Origin of the sequence: Pelagicoccus sp. SDUM812005 (genome assembly GCF_031127875.1) — a bacterium.
GTDB lineage: Bacteria > Verrucomicrobiota > Verrucomicrobiia > Opitutales > Opitutaceae > Pelagicoccus.
On the sequence record NZ_JARXIA010000005.1, the window covers coordinates 189320 to 201868 of the forward strand.

The following is a 12549-nucleotide window of genomic DNA, read 5'->3' on the forward strand; positions in this document are numbered from 1 at the left end:
CAGCCAACCGAATCCTTCCCACATTGCCACCCTTGGCCCTCAGCAGAGCCACTGTCCTAGGCTTAGCCGGAACTATCGCAGCATGTGTTGGGCTCGTCGCTATGGCTCTACGCAGCCCTGCGATCGCCCTAGCGATGGGACTCTCGATTCCCATCGCAATCGCCACGTTGCGTTGGCCCTTCTTCGGGTTCGCATTCCTCACCTTCCTACTTCCGCTAGAACGGATCCAACGATTCACGGACGACACCTCGGAATTCACTATTTCGATCATGCGCTTCGTTGCACTGGGAACCCTAGCGGTCCTGATGCTCTACCGAATTACACGAAAGGAGCGCATCATCTGGGACAAGTCATGGATTCTCTACGGTGGCTACGTGATCATAGCCTCTTTTGGCTTGTTCGTCAGTTCGGACGTCGGAGGAACAAAACGAGCACTCGGTACCATAGGCGCGAACTGCATTTTCCTCTTCATGTATTTAAACTTTTTCCGGACGAGGAAGCAGATCTACGCGATACTCGGAATCTGGATAGGCGCCAGTTTGCTAGCTGTGCTCTACTCTACGTACGACTGGCACCTCGGATCTGGAAGAGACGAAGGCATACAAACTGAAGTCGACCCAGGAAAAGGAGCCCAAACCACCGAGAACCGTTGGTCTACCGTCTGGCAAGACAGGGCAGAATGGGAAACGCTTGGCGGTCACGCTCTGCGGCGGAGCATGGGACCTACTTCGCATGCCGCAGTCTACGGTATCAACATGATCATGACCCTGCCTTTTTTGATCTATCTCTTACAAAGGTCCCAGCGTCAGATCTGGCGAATGACCGCGCTAGCCTCAGCTCTCGGCCTTACTTTGTACAACGTCATGCTTACCAATACTCGGGCTGTCATGCTGCAAGCTGCCCTAACCTGTGCCCTCTGTATCGGACTCGGTCTTTTCAAAATCCGAACCTTCCACCTTCTCATTGGGATCGTCGTTGCCGGAATCGGCCTTTTGCTAATGCCGCCGGACGTCTACAACCGAATCCTAGACATCGAAAACTACGACCTCGAAAACTCCGCTGCCATGCGTGTACGCATCGAATACTGGAAAGCAGGCATGCGCATCATCAATGACAACTGGCTGGTGGGTATGGGCGTCGGCAACGAATATGAGATCCCCAAGTACGTCAAAGGAGGACTGACCGCCGAAAAGAGCACCGTTCACAATACGTTTCTACAGTTTTTCTTGGAAGTAGGCGTCTTCGGGTGGCTTCTCTTCTACTCGTTCGTCGGCACCCTGCTCTATTACGCAAACAAAGCTGCACGAACTTTTAAGCCGCGACCGGACTGGCAACTGGAATATAAAATACTCGTAGCAATTCAGGTAGCCATGGTTTCAGTCCTTACCTTCGGGCTTCAAGTCGACGTCTTCCTGTTCCCGCTAAAAGGCTGGTGGCTATTAGCAACCATCGCTACCGTACTCTATCGCTGGTCTCAAGCGCTCCCAACTCTTGATGAGAGCGTGGAGACTCGAAAAGTGTAAGAAAAGCCGAACCGCCTATTCCCCTCAAAATCAACAACTTAAGAAATCAACCAGCGCAATGGTTCTGATTCCTTACAAATCGTAAAGCTGGCGAACGAACAAAGGAATCTGACGGCGATCCTCAAGCCGCTTATAATCAAAAGAATACACGCCCCTCCTCCTCCTCCTCCTGTTTTCTGGTATGATAGCTGCTGCAGGGTTTACGATTTCACTTAACCACCTTCCGTTCAGCTCCTATGAAAACTAAGACTATCCTCCTCACCCTACTGTCTATCGTAGCAATCAGCACCTCCTCGGCCATCACCTTTAATTTCCAACACTCCGGATTCTCCGACGGCGGAATCCTTTATGGCACCTTCACCGGAGAAGACGCGAACAACGACGGCTTCATCATCGACAGCGCGGTTTTCCCAACGGGCGAAATCAGCTTCTTCGGCTTCGTCTGGACCGGCAATGCTAATTCGCCAGCGTTCACTCTATCCTCTAGCGACATCCCAACCCCTGAATGGTCACTTGTATTTGAATGGCCAAACGGCGACAAGCTCGGCGACAACCCTGCAGAGTTCTCCTTCAACCTGGGATCCGGGGTGGGTTACCTTGCTAGCGGAATCGGTGGAGCGATCTACACAGGAGATATAGTCCCCTCCGCATTCAGCCAAGAACTGCTTGTCATCACCGTCGCAAACGTCCCTGACCACAGCTCCGCGCTTGCGTTGCTAAGCTTCTCAATAGTCGGAATCGCAGCCCTTCGTCGCCGATTCCGCTAAAGATATGGCAGCCTCAAGAGAAGGCTATACTTTGAAGACCTCCCCCCATAGGGGAGGTCTTTTTTGTTCCCATCACAGCCGGACTTCCACCAATATAAAGCAGCTTCAACCATTAGACGCCCTAAAATTCAACGTGCTCCGCCCCCTCATACTTTGCCTCTCCTCCGCACTCGTCGCATTCTTTTCGGCTTACACGTCGCTGGGGCAAGCAATTCAAAGCCCTGACGGACGCCTCACTGCGAACTTCAGCCTATCCGACGACTCATCCCTACTGTATTCAATATACTACGACGGAAACCCTATCAGCCTAGATTCGCCACTAGGAATAGAAGTAGATGGAGTTCTATTCGGAGCCGACGTGAAATCGACTTCCCTCGTCGAACGCTCACAACAACAGACGGAGCAGCACGGCATCCACTCGAGCTACAATCGTTTCGATCTCTGGGTTGCAAGAAACTCCGACGTGGACGCCCTTTTGATAATCGAAATCAGGCTTTTCAACAATGCCCTCGCTTTGCGCTACGAAATCCCCGACTACGGAAAGCGATCTATCCAAAACGAGGTGACAAGTTGGGATCTGCCTCAATCAGCGGATCGGATCTGGTATCAAGCCGAGTCAGAGTCCCTCTGGCAAACGAGCCCCCCCTCCCCCCTGTCGTCGTTCACTGAATCGCCCGTTCTAGTAACGTATCCAATCCACGGATACTACGCACTATTGTGCGAAGTAGCAACCCCGCTCTCTCCCCGCATGCAATTCGTATCCTACGAAAATTCAAGCAGGCTACACGTTCACGTCCCAGATCCACAGTGGACCCAATACGGCGGCGACTACACAGCTTGGCGGCTTTCCGTCATCGCAGACTCGCTCCCCGAACTCTACGAAACTCGCGCAATAATCTCCGCTCTATCAGAAGAACCAGACCCTCTAGCCTTTCCCGCTGGACCATCCTCACACTGGATAAAACCTGGAAAAATGCTTTCCGCCTATTGGAACGCTCCCCTCGAATCCGGAAATTTTGACTTACAACTCGAATACCTCGACTACGCGACCTTACTCGGCTTCGACTATCTTCTCATTGGCAAAGGCTGGGAAAATGGGTTCCAAACCGAAAGCCTTAGCTGGTACGAAAGCTTACAGCAACTAGCTGGCCAAGCCAGAGCTAGAAACCGCCCCATAGGACTCTTCCTCCATATCCCTTTCGCCGACCTCGATACCGCAGAAGAAAGAGACCAACTTCTCTGGCTATACAATCAAGCCGGAATAACCGGCCTGTTGATCGAATTCACTCCCGATGATGACAATCGTAGCGCTAAAACAGCAGAAGCCATTCGCGACCTACTGAAAGCCAGCGCAACACTTCGCCTTCAGGTAGCCTTCTCAGGCCAACATCAAGGAACCGGTCTCACTCGGCCATTTCCGAACTTACTCACCGCTGATGGCAGCTATGGCCAAGAAAACGCGTTACTCGCAAATCAAACCAGCCTCCCCCTTCGGCAGCACACCATCCTGCCCTTTACCCGAAACCTGATGGGACCCAACCTCATCAACGCACTATCGCTAGATCCCAACCGCCGCGGTCCTAGCACGACACTCTTTGAAATCGCCAGCCTCGCTGTAACAGATACGCCCCTAATCTCCGTATGGGAGGCCCCCTTGCTGCTCGTAAACGAAAACTTGGCTCGAGAAGCGATGCAGGAAATCCCAACGACTTGGGACGAGACAATCGCACTTAACGAAAGCTCCCTAGGAGAGCGCGTTGTGATGGCGCGACGCCACAATCAGCGATGGTATCTATTCATCCTCAACGCATCCCAGGCCCCCCTCCAAAACTTTGAAGTCAACCTACCTTTCCTAGACAATGTCCGCTACGACCTGCGTTACTACGAAGACCTCGACCCAGTCTCAATACGACGTTCGACACTACCCAACCGATCCCCCGATACTCCCCTTACGATCGACCTGCTCCCCGGCGGCGGCTTCATGGGGATACTAACGCCAAGGGCAACCGAGCTCAGAGAACTTCGACTCGGCGTAGAGTACGACGATCTTCAGAAAACGAATAGCCCACCGCCTCACGATCTCGTCAAGCTCAGCCTAACTCCCAGCATTCCCTGGACCATAGCCTCAAACGAATCCGAATGGCAAAACTACCCCGCGAGCCTTCTAGCCGAATGGGCTGAGCTAAAGTCAAACCTTCCCCCAGAAGTCGATCTGTTCCTCGACGTCTCGCCTTATCCAAACTCCCACTACACCTCCCTATCGACGGAATGGAAGGAGCTTCCTCACCAGCCCCTTTCACCCCCTTGGGACAGCTACAAGTTTTCGAGCGCCAGCGTAAAGACCGCCTATACTAACTTTCTTAGAGCAGCTATCGACTACTTCGAACCTGACTATATTTCAGTCGCCCCTCGGGCAAACCAAGCCCTCGCTGAAGCTCCTCAAGTTTGGCCAGAGTTGAAAAGCTTAATATTTTCAACCCACTCAAAACTAGCAATCGAGTATCCAGAAGTAAAATACGCTCTATCTCTCGACTATGAAACGCTTTCAGGGATTAGCCCCGAATCTCAATCGCTCCTAGAATCTAGCCGTGATACTTACCCCGACATCCTCACCAACGAGCCCGCAAGCCTTGTAGAAGTCTCCAATCTTATCGCCCTCAGCTCACTTCCTGAGCTTTATAGCAACGACACTTCCATCTCCTCCTACTACGCACCTGCATTCGAATACGCAGACCAACTAGGAAAACCGCTAGCCTTCGCGCAGATTGCCTTCGCTTCCCAAGCATTTCCACCCACCGATTCCCTCAGCCCAGCAACGCAATTCGAAAAACTAGACGAACTCCTACTTCAAGCCTTCGAACACCGGTCCCCCTTCATCGTTTACACACAAATAGCAGACGAAGGCTCAGCGACAGAAGACCCACGCGAAAAGCTTCAATACATTGCTGGCTTGGCCAACACCCAGGGCGAGCCAAAACCGGCCCTCACCATATGGAAAAGCTACTTCGACATCGAATTTACAGATCTCGCGGCAAAGGAAAAAACCACGGATAGCGATTCAGACGGAGTTTTCGACGCTTTCGATACAGCTCCCCACAATCCGTCGCATTCCTCCCTACACTATTACTTTGAAGACCGAGACAATGACAGTTTCGGCGACGCAGCTGCCCCAATCGCCGTCAATTCCGATTCTCCCCCACCTTCCACTTCTGCTTGGCGGGGCGATCCGAATGATCACTTCAAGATGTCCACCCCCGCGATTCACCCTAAAGCCGGGCGCACTTTCGGATTCGATGCCAACGGAGATCTATCACAACTGGTCGACCATAAATCGGAACTTCAGGAACTTGGAGTAGATTGTCTCCACCTTACCGTTTCGTGGGCCGACCTAGACCTGGGAAACGGAGACACTAAAGCCATCGATCTAGGGCAGATCCCTGACACCGTTGAACTTTGTCGAGAGCTCGGCATTAAGCTATCCTTGACCCTAAACCTTATTGATGGAGAAGAGTTAACCGTCCCACCTGAACTGCGCTCCGCGCTTTCCTTTCAACTCACATCCTGGAGTAGCGAATACGTAAAGCCGCGCTTCTTTGATCTCATTGAAGCTATCCTGGAAGAAACGGGCCCCAACACCCTTGCCTCGATTCAACTAGGAACCGACATCCAGACATACTCGCCGGACGTCGAACCAAACATATTCTGGGACGACCTAACAGCATTCATCCAATCATTGCATGGATACTTAGACGCTACATGTGAATCGAAACCCAAACTCGGTTTTCGATGCAGCCTCGATTCCACAGACAACCTTAATTCACTTCCTACGAAACTGGAAGAACTCCTCACAAAACAGGATTTCTTAGGGATAGACTACCAGCCGAAAGAAGGGCGAGAGCCCATCGTAATCGCACAAGACATCGAAGCCTTGCTGGCAACCCTTCCCAATGAATTAACTGTCCGCCTCCATGAACTCGCTCATTCTAGCTCACCCTCAATTGGAAGTTCCGAAACCAAGCAAAGCCAATTCACCCTAGCATTATTCGAGATATGGGACCGCTACCCTAATCGTATCCAGCACTTAGGGTTCACCTCCCTTTTTGACTCGGACCGCGTGACCGAAACTGGTTTCCTCAAGCGCGACTACTCCAAAAAGCGAGCCTACCACACCCTGCGCACCCAAAGCATGAATCGCGGATGGTGGAAACTTCCAGCCGAACAACGCCGGAGCTACTACCTGGGCTTTAGCCACACTCCCTATGACTCCGCGAGCGATCTAGCCGAAATCAAGGAAGTTGACGACTGGATGTGGAAGCGGATCGCTGACGATTCCGACATCGTAAACCTTCAGCTCGACGGTGGAATTCCATGGCCAGAGGCCCTTGCCGACGATCTCGAAGGCGACATTCCTCCCTTTTCGAACGATTTACTTGGCTACTGGGAAAAATTAAGAAGAGAGGTACCGGAGAACCACAAACGAGTCGTAAGCTTCAGTCCTACAGGAAACCCACGCAGCAGGCTCGAAGGCTACTGGGGTTACGGACGAAGCACAGCATTCATAGACGACGACGGTTTCATTATCGAACCTGTCGGTGACTACAAGGAAACGACGGACGCATTTCTCCCCTTTCCTTGGAGCAAGCTCCGCTTCAATGACGACCCCGTCAAGACAGCCCTCGTAAACTACGCAAAGCGGGTTATCCGCTACTTCGAACCTGATTACTTGGTCGTCGGACTAGAGGCATCCGAATCGATCCCCGAAGACCCAGTCCGCTTCGACGAATACATCGAACTACAAACACACCTATACCATGCGCTCAAAGAAGACCCCGATACCGCGCACATTCCACTTATTGTATCCGTGTCATCCACCTCGCTGATGACGGACGAGTTCGGAGTGCCATTTAAGTTCGACCAACAACCGCCAAACGCCCGAAAACAACAAATCGAAGGGTTGCGACGCATTCTTCCCATCACCGACATACTCGGAATATCACATTACCCACACTTCGGAAAATTCAACGCTGAGCTAATCCCCAGCGGGATGTACCAATCGCTTTTCGAATTGCTCGAAGAACTAGATGCCCATGACAAGCCAATCGCCATCACGGAGAGCGGCTACACCGCGGATCCCTTCACAATCTTCGATACGCACTTTTCGGGGTCACCGGAAAAGCAGGACCTCTATATGAAACACTTCCTCTACGAAATGGAGAAATCCTCCCACCCGGTAGAATTTATCATAAATTACGAGATCCGAGATACAGACTACACTTGGCTGCGCCAAAAGGAGCTCGCAGACCGCGGCGAATTTAACCCCGTCTTTCTGCAATTTTTCCAGTACTTTCGAGACATCGGTCTATACGACGGCGAGGGTAGTTCAAACCGACCAGCCTATGCTACATGGAAAAATGCGCTACAGAGCCCTCTCCTACCGAAAGGAGCGCTCGTGTCAGAAACCGTGGACCTCCACCTCTTTATTCGCTCATACCTCCAATTCGACGACAACCAGCAAGCTTGGCTCGTTTTGCGCTATTATCCATCGCAACAGCTTGACGGCTTGAACTTCCAAGTAGAGCAAACCAACGCTACTTTGGCATGGCAAGATCTCCCAGAAGAGGAAGACACCATTATCACCTCCAACATTTCGGCGCAATTGTGCGATGACGAACGCGACCAAATCGAAACAAGAATAAATCTAGGCCAGCTTCCACCGCCCTATCTATTCAGAGTCGTCGTAAACCGCACCAAAGCCGACTAAACGAATATACAACGACCTTAGTACTATCTATACTACGCACAGGGCACTGGAGCCACGCCCCTTGACCTCTTCCGCTACCTTTGATTGCCACCGATCAAGCAACCCAGCTTGCTCCTCCTCTGTAGCAAACAGGTATTCGGATAGATAACCGAACCCCGTCTCAATATCCACCGAAGGAGACCAAGCGAACAACTCTCGCGCCTTCTTGTTGTCGCACAAGCTACGCAAAATTTCCCCAGGTCGAATAGCCGCGCTGCAAGCGACAACCTCCGTCTCCGGGCTCCTTTGAGAAATGAAGCGTTTCGAGAGCTCAAGAACGCTCGCCTCTTCCCCGCCTCCGATCGGCAACGCCCGCCCTTTAACGGACTCTATATTCTGGGCCGCGGAAAGATATGCGTGAATTACATCCGTTATAAAAATGGGGTCACGCGTTTGCCTTCCTCCACTCAACTCTATCCTATCACGCCCCTCCTTTACACAATTGGCTAGGAACGTAAAAAGATTAAATGCCTGACCAGGTCCGTAGATCAACGTGGGACGCAAGCTCGCAACTGCCAGCCCATGGTTTCGCGCGTAAATCTCAGCAATCACCCAAGCAGCATACTTCGTGGCAGCATAAGAGGACTCAGCTAGGACTGAAGACTCCTCATGGTGCGGCACCGGAGCGTTGCCATAGACCTTGCACGAGTCCGCAACAAGGAAACGCTCCGTTCCATAAAGCCGAGCCGCCTCCAAGAGGCGCGTAGTCCCCAACGTATTGCTCGCAATCCGATCTTCGATATTAGCAAATGCCTCCTTTCCGTCCGGACACGAAGCAAAATGAAACACAGCTTCAGGTAAGAATTCCTCAAATAGAGGGGCTACCTTATTTTCCCCGGCGCTTAGATCACATTGAATCGCTTTGATCCGATCGTTTTCCAGCAAGGTTGACGAAATTTTGCTCCGATACAACGCGACAACAATGGCGCCCAGCTTTTCCAAAACGCCACACATAAAAGCTCCGAGCGAACCACCAGCTCCAGTAACCAAAACCCTACGGCCTTCCCAAAAGTCATTGCCACCAATCGCTTCTTTCGCGATGCAGCGCGGCACGACACCTAAGGTATCGGCATAGGCATCCAAAGTACGACGAAGCCCTTCCGAGAATTCAACCCGTGGAGACCAACCGAGTTTAGCGCGAAGAGCGCCTGTATCCGTAACGTAGTCTCCAGTCTCAATCGCCTTGTAGTCGGTTGGCCAGTCCTGGTATGCGAGAACAGAACTTGGCACCTCCTTAACAATGGACGTGGCAGCATCCCGCATGCTGATGGCTGACGGCCCCCCAAGATTGAAAGTAGCTCCTTCCGCCTCCTTTACCACCGCCCCTCGCAGAAACACATCCACCACATCTTCGATAAAAATATAGTCACGAAGTTGGGCACCATCCCCAAAAAGGCTGAGCGTTTCCCCCTTTAATGCACGCGAGATGAACTGATTCATAACCCCGTAGGATTTACCATCCTGCCAAGGGAACGGACCATACGGGTTCGACAGTCGAAACACCAGATAACGCAACCCATGCAACTCATGGAAGACCTTCAAATAACGCTCTAAAGCTAGCTTATGAACAGCGTATATACTGCTCGGATTCGTAGGATGCTGCTCGTCTACTGGCAGACGCTCCGGTCGGCCGTAAACGGTTCGGGAGCTGCAAAACACGACCAAAGGCGATTCTTTCAAACGCGAGGCCGATTCGAAAAGCTTAAGGTGAGGCGCCGATTCCACATAGAGATTGTCTGCAGCGTTTCGATTGCTATCGATCCCGCCGCTCGCCCCAGCCATATCGAAAACGATTTCCTGTCCAGGCAAAGCATGGTCTACAATCGAGGTACTGCTCAGGTCGCCCTTGAATACACGTAACGACTCCCCAGCAAGCAAAGGCCTTTCCCTGCGGGAAACGATCGTCACATCCGCGCCCATTCGTTGCAATGCCAACGCGAGATAACTCCCTAAAAAGCCGTCAGCGCCTAGGACCAGCACCCGCCGTCCGCGGTACGCTGCGGCAAGCTGCTTGTTGTCAAGAACTCGGGATATAGCTTCCTCAGCAAGAATTGAACTCATCAAATTTTGGGCTATGCGGGCCAGCGACTTGAGCTTGATCGGACCTAGAATGCACCATCGCGCTTAAGCACGCTGATAGCAGTCCCGATGAGAATCTTGATATCCAAGAGTACCGACTTGTTATTCACGTACTGCAGATCGTAGTCGACCGTCTCATAGAATCCCAAATCACCACGCCCTTTAATCTGCGCGAGACCTGTGATTCCCGGACGCGTCGCGAACTTCCGTAACATCTCGCCTTCGTAGTAAGGTACCATTTCAGGAATTTCAGGGCGAGGTCCCGTTAATGACAGATTTCCGACCACAGCATTCCAAAAATTCGGCAACTCGTCGAGACTGGCCTTACGCAACCACTTGCCTTCCGGAGTCACCCTCGGATCATCCTTCACCTTAAACTTGAGTTCCTTCAATGCCGCATCGTCATACTTATAGGCATAAAGCTCAGGAAAGCGTTCGCGAGCATCGGCATACATAGTTCGGAACTTGTAGAACTTAAAAGTTTTCCCGCCTTGCCCCACTCGCTCTTGAACAAAAATAACGGGCCCCGGTGAGCCAAAGCGTATGCGAAGATAAATAAGCAGCATCACCGGCGTTAGAACCAAGAAGATGAGCAAAGCGACGAATCGCTCCACCATCTGGTACAGAATACCATCTTCGATCAATTCGGGCTTTCTTTCGGGCGAGATAGTCTCGTTACCGAATTTACTTCGAGGAGTCTTTTCTAAATCAGGCTGAGCTAAGGTAAGCCCATAGGACATTTCACGTAGAGTCTCGTTTTCTGCTGGCATGGGAGAGGAGGATTAGGAATTGAGTAAAAAACTCTTAAAAACACCTACCTAGGTCAATAAACAATAGGCATTAATGTCAGCTCTCAGCCTGTCCCCTAGGCCAAAGTCCTCCTAACCTAGGTTCCAATCCCTAGGCCTCCCCCAATTCAACTCCCTCCAACGCCATAGACGAACCTACATGGCGTTCTTTCGCATTCGACTCTACGCACGGCTTCGAAACCGCCTCATTGAGGCATTCGCCGCCCCTCGCACGAGCCCTAGGACCATCTTACGCCGCTACCGGCCTGGGACCCGTCCAGCTTCAACCGGAGCGAGAGAGCTCGAAGGACTCGCTCTGTAATCCCCTTTCCTGTCCAGAGCGATGCGGACTCACAAGCATCTGCATGCTAGGCCTCCGCAGACTGCGTCCTAACAAAGATCGCGGAGACCGAATCGGCCTTCACAAACAGCAAGAAGTCACCGGCCTACCAAACTGCGGTAGCTTTGAGCAAGAATCGCAACGGCGGCCTCCAGGGAGTACTCTTCAGCGATGAATCGCTTAGCCTCACTTCCCATACGCTTCCGTAGGGAGCAATCCTGCAGCAACGATACGGCCCTATCCTTCAAGGACTCCATATCGTCGACATCCACCAAATAACCTGACTTCCCGTTCTCGATCACCTCCGGAATACCACCGACAGCAGTTGAAACGATCGGCAGGCCAGCGGCCATTCCCGAACAAATGGCCAAGGGCACCCCTTCGTTGAAAGAGGGATGGATCTGAACATCGCACAACGAGAGCTCATCCATCAAGTTCGAAGCAAAACCGAGAAAACGCACGCTCTCGCCAAGACCCAACTCCTCATGAAGCGCCTCAAGCTCCTTTTGCAAAGGCCCGACTCCATAAATCCACAGAACGGCAGATGGAACCTTTCTGACGATATCTGGCCAGTGCTCCAACAACCGAGCGTGCCCTTTTTCTGGATACAATCTAGCAATATTGCAAACGACCAAAGTAGAGTCGCCCGCTCCTCTCTCAGCGCGCAATCGACGCCTGCTATCTAAATCAAGAAGCGACGGAGGAGGAACCTCAAACCCCGAGGGCAAGATTTCAACCGACTCGAAGGGAACCCCCCACTCCACACCGTCCTCCGCGGTCTTTTTACATTGAGCGCTCAACTTGTCATATTTCGCCGTCAATGCGGCGCTCAACTTTTGAAGGATCAAACGTTTGAATCCGAACCCTCGATCCCAAACGTAAAAAGTACTCATCAACTTTACCGGCGTTCCTCGAGCCGCCCACCAAGCGACGAGCTCCGCATAGGTGTTATGGGCGTGAAGAACCTCCGTGCCATGGGATCGAAGGAGTTCGCGTAGCTCTTTCGCAGCCCGCCCCACCGGCTTCCAACGCGACCAATGAATGTACTCGACGCGGAGCCCCTCCTTGGCCGCCTCGACCACAAACGGTCTCTCGGAATCGTCAGGCATCTTGAAAACAATCAATTGCACATCGACCTCCGACCGAGGCATAGCCTTCAACCAGTTTATGATAACCGTCTCAATCCCTCCATACGCCATCGTATGCAGCAGATGAGTAACTTTCACAGAAGAATCACCCATGGTATTCAACA

The 12549-nt window shown here is 52.1% G+C and carries 6 protein-coding genes; 3 read left to right on the plus strand and 3 right to left on the minus strand.

Translation table 11 applies throughout. The features are described from left to right. The first annotated feature begins 101 nt into the window (after positions 1–101). The 3 genes from QEH57_RS08265 to QEH57_RS08275 all read left to right on the plus strand — a co-directional run bounded on the left by QEH57_RS08265 (position 102) and on the right by QEH57_RS08275 (position 8051). Positions 102–1523: an O-antigen ligase family protein gene (locus QEH57_RS08265; RefSeq protein WP_309006242.1), complete on the plus strand. Its 1422-nt coding sequence runs from the start codon at positions 102–104 to the stop codon at positions 1521–1523. Between the two features lie 236 nt (positions 1524–1759). Beyond that, positions 1760–2290 (plus strand): VPDSG-CTERM sorting domain-containing protein, encoded by a 531-nt coding sequence (locus QEH57_RS08270; RefSeq protein WP_309006243.1) that lies wholly within the window; start codon positions 1760–1762, stop codon positions 2288–2290. A 1981-nt stretch (positions 2291–4271) separates the two neighbouring features. Next, complete coding sequence (locus tag QEH57_RS08275) at positions 4272–8051, plus strand: hypothetical protein (protein WP_309006244.1); 3780 nt, start codon at positions 4272–4274, stop codon at positions 8049–8051. A 27-nt stretch (positions 8052–8078) separates the two neighbouring features. Here the strand turns inward: QEH57_RS08275 and QEH57_RS08280 are convergent, their stop codons facing one another. The 3 genes from QEH57_RS08280 to QEH57_RS08290 all read right to left on the minus strand — a co-directional run bounded on the left by QEH57_RS08280 (position 8079) and on the right by QEH57_RS08290 (position 12538). Continuing rightward, complete coding sequence (locus tag QEH57_RS08280) at positions 8079–10151, minus strand: NAD-dependent epimerase/dehydratase family protein (RefSeq protein WP_309006245.1); 2073 nt, start codon at positions 10149–10151, stop codon at positions 8079–8081. 44 nt (positions 10152–10195) lie between these two features. Further along, positions 10196–10939 (minus strand): sugar transferase, encoded by a 744-nt coding sequence (locus tag QEH57_RS08285; protein WP_309006246.1) that lies wholly within the window; start codon positions 10937–10939, stop codon positions 10196–10198. Positions 10940–11395: 456 nt separating this feature from the next. After that, positions 11396–12538: a glycosyltransferase family 4 protein gene (locus QEH57_RS08290; RefSeq protein WP_309006247.1), complete on the minus strand. Its 1143-nt coding sequence runs from the start codon at positions 12536–12538 to the stop codon at positions 11396–11398. Between the last annotated feature and the right edge of the window lie 11 nt (positions 12539–12549).

Coding starts and splice junctions, on each gene's coding strand:
- QEH57_RS08270 (WP_309006243.1), top strand. CDS start 1,760: ATGAAAACTAAGACTATCCTCCTCACCCTACTGTCTATCGTAGCAATC.
- QEH57_RS08275 (WP_309006244.1), top strand. CDS start 4,272: ATGGGGATACTAACGCCAAGGGCAACCGAGCTCAGAGAACTTCGACTC.
- QEH57_RS08280 (WP_309006245.1), bottom strand. CDS start 10,151: ATGAGTTCAATTCTTGCTGAGGAAGCTATATCCCGAGTTCTTGACAAC.
- QEH57_RS08290 (WP_309006247.1), bottom strand. CDS start 12,538: ATGGGTGATTCTTCTGTGAAAGTTACTCATCTGCTGCATACGATGGCG.
- QEH57_RS08285 (WP_309006246.1), bottom strand. CDS start 10,939: ATGCCAGCAGAAAACGAGACTCTACGTGAAATGTCCTATGGGCTTACC.
- QEH57_RS08265 (WP_309006242.1), top strand. CDS start 102: ATGGCTCTACGCAGCCCTGCGATCGCCCTAGCGATGGGACTCTCGATT.